This window comes from Ruegeria sp. AA3 (genome assembly GCF_056542905.1).
Genome location: NZ_JBQGAQ010000007.1, coordinates 150,574 through 166,751, shown reverse-complemented (window position 1 = coordinate 166,751; position 16,178 = coordinate 150,574). Strand labels below are relative to the sequence as shown.

Here is a 16,178-nt window from a genome sequence, read left to right as displayed (position 1 = left end):
CTCTAACCCTTCACATAAAGCGGCACGCGTTGCGCAAACTCGGCACCGTCTTTCGCTTTAGCCACAAGGCGAATATTCCAGTTTCCTTTACCCAGCGCAGCTGGGGCGGCATAGGTGATACCGTCAAAGGTGAAGTCAGGTGAGAAGTCATCTTTGACGTGGGTAGCGCGCCCGACTACGGCTTGCAATTCTGCCACCTCAACTGGTGAACCAGTCTGATCGGTGATGCGCAATACCAACAATCCACCGACCAACTCAGCCCTGATATCCCAGCCCAGCGCCTGCTGTTCCTGCAAGCGTTCGTTGAACTCCTGGCTGGCAACGTAGGAGTTCTTGACTTCCAAACCCGGGAACGTCTTTACCGCGCTATAGGCCAGTACGAGATTTACCGCGATGATCACGCCAAAGGCCGCGACAAATACCGCCAGTGCGTGTTTGCCAGTGAATTGACGCTCTGCCATTGTCAGTTTCCTCGCCCATTGAACGTGGTGTCTTTGTATGCGCGCTCACCACTTTCCAGATCTTCGACCCAGATGCGAACTGATGTGCTGTCATCCGCTGCGGGCCCGGTGTCTTTCGCTGCTGTAACATAAACGCGCGTCAATTGTGCCGTATCTGCCGTGACATTTACAGTGTCACCTTCGACGCCCTCAATTTCGATCTGCAGCGACGGATCACCGGCAAGCGACAGTTTAAAAGCCCGTTCCTCGCCATGCTTGTTACGCAGGCGTACGTCATAGGTATTGCGGATCGTACCATCGGAAAGGGTTACGAAAGTCGGGTTCCGTACCGGAGCCACAGTCAAGTCGATGTCCGACCGGATGAACAGGGCGAAGAGCAAGGCAAAACCAACCAGCGACCACAAAGAGGTATAAAGGATCGTGCGCGGACGCAGGATGTGTTTCCACACATTCTTGGGCGGATGGCCTTCGCGTTCACGCGTTTCGTCACTTAGCGCCATATAATCGATCAGGCCACGTGGCTTGCCGATCTTGGCCATCATGTCGTCGCAGGCATCAATGCAAAGCGCGCAGGTGATGCATTCCAGCTGCTGACCGTCGCGGATATCGATCCCTACCGGACAGACATTGACGCAAGCCATGCAATCGATGCAATCGCCCAGCTCGCTGTCAGCGGTGCGTTTGCCCTTGCCACGCGGTTCACCCCGCCATTCACGGTAGCCGACGACCAAGGTATCCTCGTCCATCATCGCGGCCTGTATGCGTGGCCATGGGCAGGCATAGATACAGATTTGTTCGCGCGCGAAGCCTCCAAAGAAGAAGGTTGTACCTGTCAGGATCAGCATTGTCGTGTAAGCGACGGGATGCGCATTGCCGGTGACCAGATCACGCGCCAGCGTTGGGGCATCCGCAAAATAGAACACCCACGCGCCACCGGTTGCCAGCCCGATAAAGAACCAAACTACCCATTTGGTCAGTCGCAGGCGCGCTTTGCGGAAATCCAGCTTCTTTTGGCGATGCAGGCGCAGACGCGCATTGCGGTCGCCTTCGATCCAGCGTTCAACAAGAATATAGAGGTCGGTCCACACAGTCTGAGGGCAAGCATATCCGCACCAAACCCGGCCCAGCGCTGAGGTAAAAAGAAACAACCCCAATCCCGCCATGATTAAAAGCCCGGCAACGAAATAGAACTCGTGCGGCCAGATTTCGATCCAGAAGAAATAAAAACGTCGGTTCGCCAGATCCAGCAAAACAGCCTGATCAGGAAGGCTTGGTCCTCGATCCCATCTGATCCACGGCGTTACATAGTAGATGCCCAGTGTCACTGCCATAATGATCCACTTAAGGTTCCGGAATGGACCGGATACCCGTCTTGGGAAAATTGGTTCTCTGGCGGCGTAAAGGCTGGGGGTCGGGTTGGAATCGCTCACAGGCTGGCTCCGGGACTGGCTCTTCTGAGTGTGCGTTCTTCCAGATCACAAGCATAGGGACTTTGACATGGGTCAAAACGCGCATCGTACAGATACCTTTTATCACGTTTCACGTGCCTGACGTCTAAGCCAGCCAGCAAAAGTTCTGACAGCAGGTCTAAGTGCCGAATTTGCCGTCACAATATGGTATCCGCGCGCATCGGGCTCAGCGTAGAGTTCCACAATGCGCCCAGCTTTGATGTCTTGCTCGACGAAATGTCGCACGGTCACCGTGACCCCCTGCCCGGCGCGCAATCCTTCCAGAACCAGATTGCCAGGCAGCTGAGTCCGACCTGCACCGCGTTCTGGACCGACGCCGTGCTCGGCAAGCCAAGACGTTGCCTCGGTGGTGCCTACCTCTTCCAACCACGGCAGCTGGGCCAGCTCTGACGGGGTCAATGACGTCTTGCCTCCCAGAAGTTTCGGCGCGGCGACAATCACCACCGGCGATTGCAACAGCATTTCTGAATGAACTCCCGACCAGCCTCCGGGGCCGTAGCGGATCGCAATGTCCACTCCGCCTGGGCGCAAATCAACCACTTCGGCGGACGGGTCGAGGATCAGATTCACCTCGGGGTGGGATTCGCGAAACGCCGGAAGGCGTGGCATCAGCCATGAAGCCGCGAAAGAGGATGTCAGTGATACATGAACTGGGCGATCCAGGCCGGATCTGGCCAGATCGCTGACCGCAGCCTCGATCGCACCAAAGCCAAGTTGCAGGGCGCGGGCCAGATGCTCTCCGTCCACTGTTAGCGTCAAGGCTTTGCCGCTGCGATCCAACAGGGCTGCGCCAAGATACTTTTCCAGCACGCGCAACTGCTGGCTAATAGCGGCATGACTGACGTTCAGCGCGGCGCCGGCTTCGACAACATTGCGCTTCTCAGCAAAGGCAGCAAAAGCGCGCAGCGCGGCAAGTGGAGGAAGTTTGAGCCAATCCATATGTAATCCATACTTACATGTTGGAAAGGTTATTGAGTCGCATTTTCGGCGTCAAAGGTCAATCTATTCGGCAGAAACAACGCCACATAGGAGGCAAGCCATGCTGACTGTATTTGCCCGATCTTTCATGAACGCGACCCGCATCGACGCTCCGCACATTCGAGAGGCTCCTAAGCCGGGTCTCCGTAAGCGCCGGTGGCTGCCCGAGAGTCATTGGTGGAGAGAAAGCCCGCGCGGGGTGGATCTGAACAACCTCTGATGGCGTCTTAGATCCCCACACTAGACCGCAGCCTGACGCGGCCCTATTGTTTGGAAAATCGGCACCGGCTGTTCTGGAAACGCGCGAACAGATTGAACAGCCGGTGCCTCAGCCTTCGGGCGGAAAACCGCCCGGAGGTGTTCTTTTAGCCTCTACTGACCACCACCCAACTGGTGGACATAGGACGTAACGGCGCGGATTTGCGCGTCAGTCAAACGATTTTCCCATGGGGGCATCACACCAAAGCGGCTGTAGGTGACCGTTTCAGTCAGAGCCTCTTCACTGCCACCATAAAGCCAGATCGCGTCCGTCAGGTTTGGCGCACCTTGTGTGACGTCGCCTTTACCATCCTCGCCGTGGCACGATGCACAGTTATCCTCGAACACAACCTTGCCCGCCTGCGCCGCCGCATCGTCGGTCTGCGCATTTGTCAGAGACATGACGTATTGGACTACCTGAGTGATCTCGTCTTGCTCGAGGATCTCACCAAAAGCCGGCATCTCAGAATAGCGCGCATCGTCGCTTTCCTCGTTCCGGATACCATGGGCGATGGTGTACTCGATGTCTTCGAGCGTACCGCCCCACAGCCAGGCGTCATCCAGCAGGTTCGGGAAGCCCGGCGCGCCTTGTGCACCCGAGCCATGGCATTGCGCGCACCAGGTCCGGAACACGGCACCGCCAGAGTTCACAGCGTATTGCTGAAGCTCTGCATCCGCCGAGATCTCTTCCAGCGGCGTCTCTACCAGCTTGGCATTCCAGGGCGCGTTCGCTTCTTCAAAAGCGACCATTTCCTGCTGCACCAGCTCGCGCGAAGACCAACCCAATACACCGGCGGTTGCCGATTGGACCAGAGGCCACGCTGGATACATGATCGTATAGATCACGCCCCAGAGAATGGTCGCATAGAACGTCCACAGCCACCAACGCGGCATCGGGTTGTCGAACTCTTCGATACCGTCCCAGCTGTGACCCGTGGTGTTTGGATCGCCCGGCTGTTTTTCAGGTGTCTTGCTCATTGCCGCGCCTCCTTGGATGTGGCGGGTTTGTCTTGCTGAGGTGCAGGGGCATCCACATGTCGGAACGGGATATTGGCCGTGTCCTTGTATTCCTTGCTGGCACCGGGGCGGAAAACCCAGATCACGATGCCCAGAAAGAACGTAAACAGCAGCAACAGCATCCAGCTATCCGCAAACTGTCTTAGGAGAGTGTATTCTTCCATCTTATCCCTCCTTAGCGGCTTGCATCTGGCGTAAACGTCGAGAAGTCGACCAATGTACCCAGCATCTGCAGATAGGCGACCAACGCGTCAGTTTCCGTTAGTTCGGGCTGACCATCAAAATTGCGCACGTTCACCTTGTCACCATAGCGCTCCAAAAGACCGTCGTAGTCGCTGTCCGGATCCGCCTGAGCACGGAAGTCTGCCAGCGCGTTCTCCAGCATCTCATCGGTGTAAGGCGTGCCGACCATTGCATTCGCGGCCATGACATCACCGATGTACTTACCGTCGATCTTGCGACGCTCGAGATAACCATACTTGGGCATCACCGATTCCGGGACCACCGATTGCGGATCACGCAGGTGATCAACTTGCCATTGATCCGAGTATCGGCCGCCGACGCGTGCCAGATCAGGTCCGGTACGCTTCGATCCCCACTGGAACGGATGGTCATACATCGACTCGGCCGCCAGAGAATAGTGGCCATAGCGTTCGACCTCGTCCCGCATCGGGCGGATCATTTGGCTGTGGCAGACATAGCATCCTTCTCGGATGTAGATGTCACGCCCCGCCAGTTCCAGAGGAGTGTAAGGGCGCATGCCCTCCACCTTCTCGATGGTGTTCTCAAGATAGAACAGAGGCGCGATTTGAACGATGCCACCGATAGTAACGACCAGAAAGCTGAAAATCAGCAGGAGGGTCGCGTTGGTCTCGAGGATCTTGTGTTTGTCGAGAATTGCCATTGCTCCGGCCCTCCTTATTCAGCCGGGACCGCGACGGTCAGGCTGGCCTCTTTGGCCGGTGCCTTCCGCACAGTCATCCACAGGTTGTAGCACATGATCAGCGAGCCAGCGAGGAACATCACCCCACCCAATCCACGTACGACGTACATCGGGAACTTGGCAGCCACGGTGTCAGCAAACGAATTCACCAGGAAGCCGTTGGCATCCACTTCACGCCACATCAGACCTTCCATGATACCAGTGACCCACATCGACGCGGCGTAGAGTACGATACCGATTGTGGCGAGCCAGAAATGCCAGCTGACCATCTGCAGCGAATACAGGCGGTCCCGTTTCCACAGAACGGGCACCAGATAGTACAGCGCACCGAAGGTGATCATTCCGTTCCAGCCCAGCGCACCCGAGTGCACGTGACCAATAGTCCAGTCGGTGTAGTGAGACAGGCTGTTCACCGCACGGATCGACATCATCGGACCTTCGAAAGTGGACATGCCGTAGAAGCCGACCGAGATGACCATCATCCGGATCACAGGGTCTGTGCGCAGCTTGTCCCATGCGCCGGACAGGGTCATCAGACCGTTGATCATGCCACCCCAAGAAGGCATCCACAGGATCACCGAGAAAACCATGCCCAGCGTCGAGGCCCAATCCGGCAGCGCGGTATAGTGCAGGTGGTGCGGACCGGCCCAGATATACAGGAAGATCAGCGCCCAGAAGTGGATGATCGACAGTTTGTAGCTGAACACTGGACGCTCGGCTTGTTTCGGGATGAAGTAGTACATCATGCCCAGGAAGCCTGCGGTCAGGAAGAAGCCCACGGCGTTATGGCCATACCACCATTGGATCATGGCGTCTTGGACACCTGACCAGACTATGACCGATTTCGAACCCCAGATGCTGACTGGAATGGTCATGTTATTGACCAGATGCAGCATGGCGACGGTCACGATGAATGCCAGATAGAACCAGTTGGCCACGTAGATGTGGGGTTCTTTCCGTTTGATGATCGTGCCCAGATAGACAGCCAGATAAGCAACCCAGACAACGGTCAGCCATAGGTCGACATACCATTCCGGTTCCGCATATTCTTTCGACTGGGTTCCACCCAGCAAGTAACCGGTCGCGGCCAGAACGATAAACAGCTGATAGCCCCAGAACACAAACCAGGCCAGGTTTCCGCCCCAGAGACGTGCGGCACTTGTGCGCTGCACGACATAGAACGAGGTTGCGATCAGCGCGTTACCACCAAAGGCAAAGATAACCGCCGACGTGTGTAATGGCCGCAAACGTCCAAAGTTCATATACCCTTGCGCCCATTCGAAGTTCAGCGACGGAAAGGCCAGCTGGAACGCAATGAAAGTCCCCGCAAGGAACCCGACTACACCCCAAAAGGCGGTTGCGATCACGCCATAGCGGATCACGCCATCCATATATTCCGCCGAGCGATCTACAAGAATATCTGGCTCATCGGTGTTTCTAAGCGTCCAAATGAACAATCCGGCAGCGATGAACATCACCAGAATTGCGTGCACCTGATACGCCAAATCCCGTGCATAATTGGACCCAATGGCTGCGAACAGCACAACCAGCCCAAGCACGATCAGCTTGATGTAATTTGACATATTGCGTCCCTTTGCCATGCCCCGCGCGATTCTTCATGCCACACGGAACCCTTTTGACTGCGTGTCGTAATGCAGTGATGCCAATTGTGCTGCTTTGATCTGTGTCAAGACAACCCCCTGTTTTCTGTGAGAGGTATTTTCCAGAGACAAACACACGTTCCGCATTAAGGAGCGTCGGAATAATGAGGTCGACATGGCATATAAATCCCTGCTTACAGTCATGACAGAAACCAAGATTTCCCAATCGGCTCTGGCACAGATGATCGCCTTGGCCGACGGGCAAGACGCCCATGCCGAAGCGCTGTGCCTTGGGGTCGACCGCAGTCAGACCGGGTATTACTACGCCGGGGCCAATGCACTGATCCTGCAGGAAACCCTGAGTCGCGCAAACGCCGAGGCGGATGAAATCCTCAAATATGCTCAGGACTATCTTGGCAAATCGGGGGTGCGTTGGTCAGCTGAAAATGGGGTAGCACAGATTGCCGATATTGGCCGACACGTCGCACGCCGCGCGCGTTTTTCAGATCTAGTGATATTGCCGCGCCCATACGGAAAGGATCGCGACGCCGAGGCCGAACCGATTGTTGAGGCCGCCATGTTCGAGGGCCACGCCCCGGTATTACTGGTACCGGACGAAATTGAGCCGATCTCCTCACCCAAAACCATAATGGTAGGCTGGAATGAAAGCATCGAAGCGATGCGCGCCATCCGCTGCGCTCTTCCCTTCCTGAAGCAGGCCGAGCTTACACGGATTGTCGTCATTGACCCGCCACGTCATGGGCCCGATCGCTCGGACCCGGGTGGGCTGTTGTCTCAAATGTTGGCGCGGCACGGCGTGAAATGCGAGATTGATGTGCTGAGCAAAACCATGACACGCGTTTCGGATATTCTTAATCGTCACGCTGCCGATACCGAGGCCGACATGATCGTAATGGGCGCCTACGGGCACTCGCGCTTTCGCGAGGCCATTCTGGGCGGTGCGACTCGGAACATGCTTGAACAATCCGAAGTGCCGGTCTTTCTGGCGCATTGATCGAATTGCAAAAACCGCCCCATCGGGGCGGTTTTTTCTCAAGCCTTGCGGATCAGGCCGATTAGGAACAGAAGAATCACTGCGCCGGCCGTCGCAAAGAAAATCGAAGTGAGCAACCCACCACCGACGCCAAAGCCCAAAGCGGGAAAAATCGTGCCGGCCAAAAATGCGCCGACGACTCCGACGATGATGTTGCCAATCAAGCCGAACCCGCGGCCTTCCATGATCTTTCCGGACAGCCACCCGGCAATCGCGCCGATGAACAACATGGCCAATACACCGCTGAATTCCATTGTTGGCTCCTGTTTGTTTTGGGACCTTAGTCAGATCATTGGATATCAGACCAGAAATCCGCCATCCGAATCGTCACCCGCCTCTTCCATCAAACGCCCCATATCTGGGATCGTGACATGGCGTTTGCTTTCCAACAAGATGACCTTGTCCTTCTTGAGGGCTGAGATTTGTCTGCTAACAGTCTCAAGTGTCAGGCCTAGGTAGTCTGCCATCGCCTCTCGTGTCAGAGGAAGGTCGAATATAATCGGGCCGGTGCTGCCGGATGAATGAAGCGACGCGTCCCTACGCGCAATGATTGAGAGAAGGCTGGCAATCTTTTCCCGCGCCGTTTTCCGCCCAAGCACCAGCATCCATTCACGCGCGGCATCCAACTCGTCGAGAGTCATCTGCAACAGACGCTGCGCGATATGCGGTGTCGTCACCATCAGTTCTTCAAAAGGTTTTTTCCGAAAACAGCACATCACCAGATCGGTCGTCGCAACCACGTCATACGGCGCGTTTTCACGCCCGGGTCGCCCAACGAAATCACTAGGCAAGAGCAAGCCCACCATCTGTGTGCGCCCGTCTTCCATCGTCTGTGTCAGAGACGCAATTCCGGATACGACAGAACCGACAAAGTTCATCGGATCTCCGGACCAGATGACTGTCTGCCCGGCCTCGAAGCTGCGGTAGTACTTGATGCTCTCAAGTTCCTCCAGCTCATCCTTTTCACAATGCGCGCACACCGCGCGATGCCGTATCGGGCATTCTGCGCAATTTGTGTGGTCGAATTGGGCCTTGAGTGTCATTCGCGTTTCCATTTGATTTCGGTCAAAGTACCTTGGGCCCTCCCGCTATAGTCATATCGCTATGACACTGAAACCTCAATTGGCACGGCTTGGACTTTTTGACGCGAAAGTACCGCGTTACACAAGCTATCCCACCGCCCCTCACTTTAGCAATGACGTGGGGGCTGACTTGTTTGCCGACTGGATTTCCGGGATTGCCCCCGGCAGTTCGATCTCGCTTTATATCCACGTACCCTTCTGCCGCAGGCTGTGCTGGTTTTGCGCCTGCCGGACCCAGGGCACCCAGACGGATAACCCTGTTATTGCCTATGTGGACGTTCTGAAAGCCGAACTAGACCTGCTGGCCGCGCGTTTGCCCGAGGGTGTTACGCTGTCTCGGCTACATTGGGGTGGCGGCACGCCGACCCTGTTGAATGCGGACCTGATGCGCGAGTTGGCAGGACGGATTCTTGAAGTCGTTCCGCTGGGTCCAGATGCGGAATTCTCGGTTGAAATTGATCCGAATGAGATCGACGAAGCCAGATTGGATGCGCTGGCCGAGGCCGGGATGAACCGCGCCTCGATCGGCGTGCAGGATTTCGATGATGAAATCCAGAAAACCATCGGCCGCATTCAAAGCTACGATACCACTCGCAAAGCGGCTGAGATGATCCGCGCACGTGGAATTGCCAGCCTGAACGCGGATATCCTTTATGGTCTGCCCCACCAGACCAAAGCGCGCATGACCGAAAGCGTGCAAAAGCTACTTTCCCTGAACCCGGATCGAGTCGCACTTTATGGCTATGCGCACGTGCCCTGGATGGCCAAGCGCCAGCAACTGATTCCATCAGATGCGCTCCCCACGCCAGAGCAGCGACTGGAATTGTTCGAAACGGCCCGGCGACTGTTTCTGTGGGACAATTACGCTGAAATTGGGATCGACCACTTTGCGACACAGGATGATGGTCTGACCCATGCGCTGCGCGCTGGCCGACTGAAACGGAATTTTCAGGGTTACACGGACGATCAGGCCCCGATCCTGATTGGCCTAGGCGCAAGCTCAATTTCACGTTTCCCGCAAGGCTACGCGCAGAATGCTCCGGCAACATCAGCCCACACGAAGGCCATTCGCGAAGGGCGGTTCTCGACGTCGCGTGGGCACTTATTCAAAGGTCAAGATATCCTGCGGTCGCGCCTGATCGAGGCGCTGATGTGTGATTTCCAAATCAATTCGAACGAGATTCTACGCGACTACGACATCTCGGCCGCTGAGCTGCAGCAGATGTACGCCAAGGCGAATGCAGCCTTTGACGGACTGCTGCGCGTTGATGAAAACGGCTTGTTCATCCCGCTCGAAGCGCGCGCACTTACCCGCATGATCGCGCGCAGCTTTGATGCCTACGACCTGAGCAAAGCTGGGCACAGTTCGGCGATCTGAAAACTCTTTGGTAGGTCGTTTTTCGCGACCCACCCTACCAAACCGGCACGGGGGCTTGACGCAGGCCGTTGGTTTTCTCCACACTCAAGGGGTGGAGAGGACCGCCTCTTCACAGCCTGAGGCAGGCAAACGCAGACAGTTCTTGCCGACGCGCATGCGTTCGACAGCCCTTTTCGTGCAGCCAAGTTGCAACTGAAACAGGGACAGCACTCATGCGCGTTTTCACCGTCCTCGGCCCCAGTCAATCGGGTAAATCCACCTTGGTCGAAGCGATCAGCCGCCTCGACGGGCGGCCTACAACATTCGATGTTTCCGGAACCGTGCATTTGCACGGTTTTTCTTATTTAGACGAACCGTGGTGCGCGGTGGACGTGGACGGAGGTGGGGATGCGCTGGCCTATGTCGGCCCGGCGATGGCCATTTCAGACGCAGCTGTGGTTGTGGTTCCCCCGGATCCGGACGCCGCAGTCCTTTGTGCCCCTTATCTGAGACTGGTTGAGGAAGCAGGTATTCCCAGTTTCCTCTTCATAAATCGCATGGACAGCCCCAATGGCCGCATACGCGACATTGTAGCAGCGCTTCAGACCTATTGCAGTCACCACATCGCTTTGCGTCAAGTTCCGATTCGCGAAGGCGATGACATCATCGGGGCCGTCGACCTGATCTCGGAACGCGCGTGGAAGTATCAAGAAGGCCAGCCCTCAGCCTTGATCGAACTGCCGCAATCGGTGGAGGATCGCGAACAGGAAGCGCGCACCGAATTGCTCGAGACCCTGTCAGATTTTGATGACCATTTGCTGGAGCAACTGATCGAAGATAAGCAGCCACCCAGCAAGGAAGTCTACGAGTTGGCCGCGCAGGTTTTGCAGAACCACCAGCTGATCCCCGCCTGCCTGGGTGCTGCCAGCCATGGCAATGGCCTGACGCGCCTGATGAAAGCACTGCGCCATGAGGCGCCGGAATTCAACATCGCAGCAGACAGGGACGAGGCCGAAGATTCAGCGCGCGCCATCGCAGGCTTTGCGGATGTGAAGAAGCATATTGGTAAGATCACCGTATTGCGCGGACTGGGCGATGGCGTCAAAGCGCACGAGCCTCTGGGCGGTGAAACCGTTGGGAACCTGACCACACTCGACGCCAAAACCCAGATCGGTGCTCTTGAGGCTGGACAGATTGGTCTGGCCGTCAAATCCGATCATCTCAACCCTGGTTTCATATATGACAGCGCTGCTGCTACACCGCTGCCGGAATGGGCCTCTTCGCATCCCGCTGCGCATCGTCAGGTTGTCTCATCCGCGCATGAACGCGACGATGTGCGTCTGTCGAACGCGCTGACCCGTTTGGTTGAAATCGATCCCGGACTGCATCTGGAACAGGACGAATTAAGCGGTCATTCCATTCTAAGTTCGCAAGGCCCACAACACATGCGCCGCGTGACAGCTAAACTAGACGAAGATTTTGGGATCGAGATTGAGGCCGAGGCCGCCGGAACAGCCTATCGCGAAACCATCCGCACCAAAGTCGATCATCGTCACCGCCACCGCAAGCAATCCGGTGGCGCAGGTCAATTTGCTGATGTGGTGATCTCAATCGCGCCACTACCGCGCGGATCGGGGTTCCAGTTCGAAGAAGTAGTCAAAGGCGGGGCCGTACCCCGGAACTACATTCCTTCGGTTGAACACGGGGCCAAGGACGCACTGGTCGAAGGCCCTGAAGGTTTCCCTGTCGTGGACGTCAAGGTGACGCTCAGCGACGGCAAGCACCATAACGTGGACAGTTCGGACTATGCCTTCCGCACCGCTGGCAAGAACGCCGTGCGTGAAGCGCTACCCGAGGCCAAACCCGTCGTCCTGCAACCGATCCTGAATGCCGAGATCCATCTGCCATCAACCTTCGTCGGTGATCTAGTCCCCACGATCAGTTCTTTGCAGGGTCAGGTGCTAGGATTCGAGGGTAATCCGAACGCTTCGGGTTGGGAGATATTCAACGCGCAGCTTCCGGCTGTTGCCGAGGATGAACTGCACCGAACCCTTGCCAGCGCCACCCGTGGCACCGGTTGGGTCAAACTGCAGTTCGATCATTATGAAGAACTGCGCGGCCCTGTTCCTGCCTCTGCAAAGAACAAGGAAATGGCCTGAGGCTAGGGGGGCGGGCTGCTCGTCAGCCCGCTGCCGCGATCAATTCACGCGTGTAGTCGGTTTGGGCGTGTTCGAACAAATCCTCAGCTGCGCCCATCTCGACCACATCCCCGTTGCGCATGACGATGACGTTATGGGACATCGCGCGCACGACCTTCAGGTCGTGGCTGATGAACAGATAAGCCAGCCCGTACTTCCTTTGCAGGTCCCGCAACAGATCAACAATCTGCACCTGCACGGTCATGTCCAGCGCACTGGTCGGTTCATCCAGAACCAGCAGCTTGGGCCGCAACACCATGGCGCGCGCGATGGCGATCCGCTGGCGTTGCCCACCTGAAAACTCATGTGGATAACGGTCCATCGCGGCGGGGTCCAGCCCGACCTCGGTCATCACTTCGGCCACCAATTCACGCGGGGCACGATGGGGGTCGACATTGTGGATAGCCAACCCTTCGGCGATGATCTGCATACAGGTCATACGGGGGCTGAGGCTGCCAAACGGGTCCTGAAACACGATCTGCATATCTTTGCGCAGCCGTCTGAGTTCACGCGTTGACCAGCGGCGAACGTCCTGATCGCGGAAAGTGATTCCGCCCTCGGAGGCGATCAAACGCATCATGGCCAGAGCCAGTGTCGTCTTGCCCGATCCACTCTCGCCTACGATTCCAAGCGTTTCCCCGGCACGGACGCTGAGCGTCGCGTCATTGACGGCTTTTACATGCCCGACTGTACGTTTCAGGAACCCCCGTTGGATCGGAAACCAGACCTTCAGGTGATCGGTGCGCGCGACCTCTTCGGCATCCTCTGCCACCGGATCAGGGTGTCCTGACGGCTCAGCCGCCAGCAGCTTGCGCGTATAAGGATGCTGCGGGTTGTCGAAAATCTCGGAGGTCACGCCGGTTTCGACGATCTCACCATCCTTCATTACGCAGACCCGGTCTGCGATACGCCGGACGATGCCAAGGTCATGGGTGATGAACAGCATTCCCATGTTTTCAGACTTTTGCAGTTCAGCCAGCAGTTCCAGAATTTGCGCCTGAATGGTCACATCCAGCGCGGTCGTTGGTTCATCTGCGATCAGAATGTCCGGCTTGTTGGCCAGCGCCATTGCGATCATCACGCGCTGACGCTGCCCACCCGACAGCTGATGCGGATAGCTGTCCAAACGCTCTTCCGGGTCGCGGATGCCAACTTTGTTCAGCAGTTCAATAATCCGATTTCGCGCCGCATCACCAGCCAGCCCCTGGTGCAACGCCAGAGATTCGGCCATCTGCTTCTGGATCGTATGAAGCGGGTTTAGCGAGGTCATCGGCTCTTGGAAAATAAAGCTGATGTCGTTGCCACGCACTTCCATCAGCTTGTTCTCGGACGCGCCAATCATCTCTTGGCCGTCATAGGTGACCGAGCCTTCAACGATCGCACTATCGCCCAGCAGTGTTACGGTGCTGAGAGCGGTCACGGACTTGCCTGAGCCCGATTCCCCTACCAGAGCAACCGTTTCACCCCGGTCCACGGTAAAGGACACACCTTTCACCGCCGCAGAAACCTGCCCGTCCTGCCGGAAGGAGACTTTGAGGTTGTTCACATCCAGCAGGCTCATGAAAAGGTCTTTCTGGGATCAAACGCATCACGCACGCCTTCGAAAATGAAGACCAGCAGCGACAGCATGATGGCAAAGGTGAAAAAGGCGGTGAAGGCCAGCCACGGAGCCTGCAGGTTTTGTTTTGCCTGTAATGTGAGCTCTCCGAGCGATGGGGCCGAGGACGGAAGGCCGAATCCAAGGAAGTCTAGCGACGCCAGTCCGCCAATCGTGCCGGTCACGATGAACGGCATGAAGGTCAGCGTGGCAACCATCGCATTGGGCAGCATGTGGCGGAACATGATCGTCATGTTACCCACACCTAGCGCGCGCGCGGCACGAACATATTCCAGATTTCGAGCCCTCAGGAACTCAGCCCGTACAACGCCAACCAACCCGGTCCAACCGAACAGAATCATCAGAGCCACCAACAACCAAAAACTTCGGCCGAGAATGGCAAACATGATGATAATCACGTAGAGTGAGGGAGTTGATGACCAGATCTCGATAATCCGTTGGAAGATTAGATCGAGCCAGCCGCCAAAAAAGCCCTGAATGGCCCCTGCGAAGATGCCGATCAAACTGGCAGCCCCGGTCACAATTAGCGTGAACAGGATCGACAGGCGAAAGCCATATATTACGCGGGCCAGCACATCTCGCTTGGTGTCATCCGTGCCCAGAAGGTTTTGACTATTGGGCGGCAGCGGTGCAGCACCCGGTCGGTCCACGCTGGTGTTGAAGGAATAAGGGATCAGTGGCCAGATAGCCCAGCCGCGCTCGAAGCCGTCGGCCTCGAATGTACCGGCTTTAATCTCCTCGATAATCCCTTCAGGATCATCGAAACACTGATCTAGCCCTCCGCTGTCGATCAGGCACATGACTTCGGGGTCGCGGTAGATCGCCTCGGTCTGGAAATCGCCGCCGAATTCGGTCTCGGCGTAGAAGTTGAAGACCGGCGTGTAGAATTCGCCCCGGTACTTCACCAGGATCGGCTTGTCGTTGGCGATGAACTCGGCAAACAGCGACAGGCCAAACAGGATCGAAAAGATGATCAGCGACCAGAAGGCACGGCCGTTACGCCGAAAATTACGCCAGCGGCGCTGGTTAAGGGGGGAAAGTGCCAATTATCCCTCCCGCTTTTCAAAGTCGATGCGCGGGTCGACCAGAACGTACATCAGGTCGCTGATGATGCCGACAACCAAGCCCATCAGGCCAAATATGAAGAGCGTGCCGAAAATCACCGGATAGTCGCGCGCCACTGCGGCCTCAAAGCCCAGCCGCCCAAGACCATCGAGCGAGAAAATGGTCTCGATGATGATCGAGCCACCAAAGAACACGCCGATGAACACTGCCGGAAACCCTGCAATCACAATCAGCATCGCGTTGCGGAAGACATGGCCGTACAGCACCTTGCGCTCGCTCAGACCCTTGGCGCGGGCGGTCATGACGTATTGCTTTTTGATCTCATCCAGGAACGAGTTCTTGGTCAGCAGTGTCAGCGTCGCAAAGGCCGAGATCGTCAGCGCGATGATCGGAAGCGCGATGTGCCAGAAATAGTCGGCGATCTTGCCAAACAGGCTGAGGCTTTCCCAGTTGTCCGAGGTCAGTCCGCGCAGCGGGAATATCTGCCAATACGACCCACCGGCAAACAACACCAACAGCAGAATGGCAAACAGGAACCCGGGGATCGCATATGCCACAATGATCGCACCACTGGTCCAAGTGTCGAAACTTGAACCGTCCTTGATCGCCTTGCGGATACCCAGTGGGATCGAAACTAGATAGGCGATCAGGGTCGACCAAAGACCCAGCGATATCGACACGGGCATTTTTTCCAGCACCAGATCGATCACGCTGATCGAGCGGAAGTAGCTCTCACCAAAATCCAACGTCAGGTAATTGCCCATCATGCCTAGAAAACGTTCGAGTGGCGGTTTGTCGAATCCAAACTCTTTTTCCAGTTCAGCGATGAACTCAGGCGGCAACCCACGCGCACCGACGTATTTGTCGTCAAAGGCACCTCCAGCAGGTTCGGCGCCTGCCCCGGCATCGCCACCACCGGCGAATCCTGCAAAGACATCGCCCTGACCTTCGATTTGCGCGATGATCTGTTCGATCGGTCCGCCGGGCACAAATTGCACCAGCGTGAAATTGACGATCATGATGCCCAGAAGGGTCGGTATGACCAGCAATAGGCGTCTTAGAATATAAGCGCCCATG

Annotated in this window: 16 protein-coding genes; 4 read left to right on the top strand and 12 right to left on the bottom strand. The window is 56.6% G+C overall.

Translation table 11 applies throughout. From position 1 onward, the window contains the following. Positions 1-2: 2 nt before the first annotated feature. From ACR0JR_RS14055 to ACR0JR_RS14045, 3 genes are all read right to left on the bottom strand, one after another. Positions 3-461, bottom strand: a complete 459-nt coding sequence (locus tag ACR0JR_RS14055) for a FixH family protein (protein ID WP_480456666.1) — start codon at positions 459-461, stop codon at positions 3-5. 2 nt (positions 462-463) lie between these two features. Next, positions 464-1,891, bottom strand: a complete 1,428-nt coding sequence (gene ccoG, locus ACR0JR_RS14050; RefSeq protein WP_480456665.1) for a cytochrome c oxidase accessory protein CcoG — start codon at positions 1,889-1,891, stop codon at positions 464-466. 102 nt (positions 1,892-1,993) lie between these two features. Beyond that, positions 1,994-2,869 carry a LysR family transcriptional regulator gene (locus tag ACR0JR_RS14045; protein ID WP_480456663.1) on the bottom strand — a complete coding sequence of 292 codons (876 nt, stop codon included), beginning with the start codon at positions 2,867-2,869 and terminating at the stop codon, positions 1,994-1,996. Between the two features lie 100 nt (positions 2,870-2,969). On the opposite strand from ACR0JR_RS14045, the gene ACR0JR_RS14040 reads away from it, so the two are divergent. Beyond that, positions 2,970-3,128, top strand: coding sequence for a hypothetical protein (locus ACR0JR_RS14040; RefSeq protein WP_158005269.1), 159 nt, complete (start codon positions 2,970-2,972; stop codon positions 3,126-3,128). Between the two features lie 152 nt (positions 3,129-3,280). On the opposite strand, the gene ccoP is transcribed toward ACR0JR_RS14040, so the two are convergent. Genes ccoP through ccoN form a run of 4 tightly spaced genes read right to left on the bottom strand, consistent with a single transcriptional unit; the run spans position 3,281 to position 6,709 of the window. Beyond that, on the bottom strand, positions 3,281-4,144 hold the full coding sequence (gene ccoP / locus ACR0JR_RS14035) for a cytochrome-c oxidase, cbb3-type subunit III (protein WP_260023225.1): 864 nt from the start codon (positions 4,142-4,144) through the stop codon (positions 3,281-3,283). Further along, positions 4,141-4,347, bottom strand: coding sequence for a CcoQ/FixQ family Cbb3-type cytochrome c oxidase assembly chaperone (locus tag ACR0JR_RS14030; RefSeq protein WP_010440962.1), 207 nt, complete (start codon positions 4,345-4,347; stop codon positions 4,141-4,143). The genes ccoP and ACR0JR_RS14030 overlap by 4 nt, the downstream gene beginning before the upstream one ends. Before the next feature lie 11 nt (positions 4,348-4,358). Further along, positions 4,359-5,087: a cytochrome-c oxidase, cbb3-type subunit II gene (gene ccoO, locus ACR0JR_RS14025; protein WP_170476112.1), complete on the bottom strand. Its 729-nt coding sequence runs from the start codon at positions 5,085-5,087 to the stop codon at positions 4,359-4,361. Between the two features lie 14 nt (positions 5,088-5,101). Then, a complete protein-coding gene (gene ccoN, locus ACR0JR_RS14020; protein WP_480456662.1) occupies positions 5,102-6,709 on the bottom strand; it encodes a cytochrome-c oxidase, cbb3-type subunit I in 1,608 nt (535 codons plus the stop codon). A gap of 193 nt (positions 6,710-6,902) precedes the next feature. Here ccoN and ACR0JR_RS14015 point away from each other — a divergent pair, with 193 nt between their 5' ends. After that, a complete protein-coding gene (locus ACR0JR_RS14015) occupies positions 6,903-7,742 on the top strand; it encodes a universal stress protein (RefSeq protein ID WP_480456661.1) in 840 nt (279 codons plus the stop codon). Between the two features lie 38 nt (positions 7,743-7,780). Here ACR0JR_RS14015 and ACR0JR_RS14010 read toward each other — a convergent pair whose 3' ends face one another. After that, positions 7,781-8,035, bottom strand: a complete 255-nt coding sequence (locus tag ACR0JR_RS14010; RefSeq protein ID WP_170780789.1) for a GlsB/YeaQ/YmgE family stress response membrane protein — start codon at positions 8,033-8,035, stop codon at positions 7,781-7,783. Between the two features lie 45 nt (positions 8,036-8,080). Then, positions 8,081-8,824 (bottom strand): transcriptional regulator FnrL, encoded by a 744-nt coding sequence (gene fnrL, locus ACR0JR_RS14005; protein ID WP_170780790.1) that lies wholly within the window; start codon positions 8,822-8,824, stop codon positions 8,081-8,083. Between the two features lie 61 nt (positions 8,825-8,885). On the opposite strand from fnrL, the gene hemN reads away from it, so the two are divergent. Next, positions 8,886-10,241 carry an oxygen-independent coproporphyrinogen III oxidase gene (hemN, locus tag ACR0JR_RS14000; RefSeq protein ID WP_170545074.1) on the top strand — a complete coding sequence of 452 codons (1,356 nt, stop codon included), beginning with the start codon at positions 8,886-8,888 and terminating at the stop codon, positions 10,239-10,241. 212 nt (positions 10,242-10,453) lie between these two features. After that, the gene (locus tag ACR0JR_RS13995; protein WP_480456660.1) at positions 10,454-12,379 is read left to right on the top strand and encodes an elongation factor G; all 1,926 of its coding nucleotides are present in this window, start codon (positions 10,454-10,456) and stop codon (positions 12,377-12,379) included. Positions 12,380-12,401: 22 nt separating this feature from the next. Here ACR0JR_RS13995 and ACR0JR_RS13990 read toward each other — a convergent pair whose 3' ends face one another. From ACR0JR_RS13990 to ACR0JR_RS13980, 3 genes are read right to left on the bottom strand one after another with little or no spacing between them, the layout of a single operon-like run. Next, positions 12,402-13,979: an ABC transporter ATP-binding protein gene (locus ACR0JR_RS13990; protein WP_480456659.1), complete on the bottom strand. Its 1,578-nt coding sequence runs from the start codon at positions 13,977-13,979 to the stop codon at positions 12,402-12,404. Then, positions 13,976-15,082: an ABC transporter permease gene (locus ACR0JR_RS13985; RefSeq protein ID WP_010440942.1), complete on the bottom strand. Its 1,107-nt coding sequence runs from the start codon at positions 15,080-15,082 to the stop codon at positions 13,976-13,978. Before ACR0JR_RS13985 ends, ACR0JR_RS13990 begins: the two co-directional genes overlap by 4 nt. Further along, the gene (locus ACR0JR_RS13980; protein WP_170476127.1) at positions 15,083-16,177 is read right to left on the bottom strand and encodes a microcin C ABC transporter permease YejB; all 1,095 of its coding nucleotides are present in this window, start codon (positions 16,175-16,177) and stop codon (positions 15,083-15,085) included. It abuts the gene before it with no gap. Between the last annotated feature and the right edge of the window lies 1 nt (position 16,178).

What these genes read in the sequence shown, in the direction of transcription:
- ACR0JR_RS14055 (WP_480456666.1), bottom strand. Translation starts at nt 461, where the DNA reads ATGGCAGAGCGTCAATTCACTGGCAAACACGCACTGGCGGTATTTGTC.
- ACR0JR_RS14045 (WP_480456663.1), bottom strand. Translation starts at nt 2,869, where the DNA reads ATGGATTGGCTCAAACTTCCTCCACTTGCCGCGCTGCGCGCTTTTGCT.
- ACR0JR_RS14040 (WP_158005269.1), top strand. Translation starts at nt 2,970, where the DNA reads ATGCTGACTGTATTTGCCCGATCTTTCATGAACGCGACCCGCATCGAC.
- ccoP (WP_260023225.1), bottom strand. Translation starts at nt 4,144, where the DNA reads ATGAGCAAGACACCTGAAAAACAGCCGGGCGATCCAAACACCACGGGT.
- ACR0JR_RS14030 (WP_010440962.1), bottom strand. Translation starts at nt 4,347, where the DNA reads ATGGAAGAATACACTCTCCTAAGACAGTTTGCGGATAGCTGGATGCTG.
- ccoO (WP_170476112.1), bottom strand. Translation starts at nt 5,087, where the DNA reads ATGGCAATTCTCGACAAACACAAGATCCTCGAGACCAACGCGACCCTC.
- ccoN (WP_480456662.1), bottom strand. Translation starts at nt 6,709, where the DNA reads ATGTCAAATTACATCAAGCTGATCGTGCTTGGGCTGGTTGTGCTGTTC.
- ACR0JR_RS14015 (WP_480456661.1), top strand. Translation starts at nt 6,903, where the DNA reads ATGGCATATAAATCCCTGCTTACAGTCATGACAGAAACCAAGATTTCC.
- ACR0JR_RS14010 (WP_170780789.1), bottom strand. Translation starts at nt 8,035, where the DNA reads ATGGAATTCAGCGGTGTATTGGCCATGTTGTTCATCGGCGCGATTGCC.
- fnrL (WP_170780790.1), bottom strand. Translation starts at nt 8,824, where the DNA reads ATGACACTCAAGGCCCAATTCGACCACACAAATTGCGCAGAATGCCCG.
- hemN (WP_170545074.1), top strand. Translation starts at nt 8,886, where the DNA reads ATGACACTGAAACCTCAATTGGCACGGCTTGGACTTTTTGACGCGAAA.
- ACR0JR_RS13995 (WP_480456660.1), top strand. Translation starts at nt 10,454, where the DNA reads ATGCGCGTTTTCACCGTCCTCGGCCCCAGTCAATCGGGTAAATCCACC.
- ACR0JR_RS13990 (WP_480456659.1), bottom strand. Translation starts at nt 13,979, where the DNA reads ATGAGCCTGCTGGATGTGAACAACCTCAAAGTCTCCTTCCGGCAGGAC.
- ACR0JR_RS13980 (WP_170476127.1), bottom strand. Translation starts at nt 16,177, where the DNA reads ATGGGCGCTTATATTCTAAGACGCCTATTGCTGGTCATACCGACCCTT.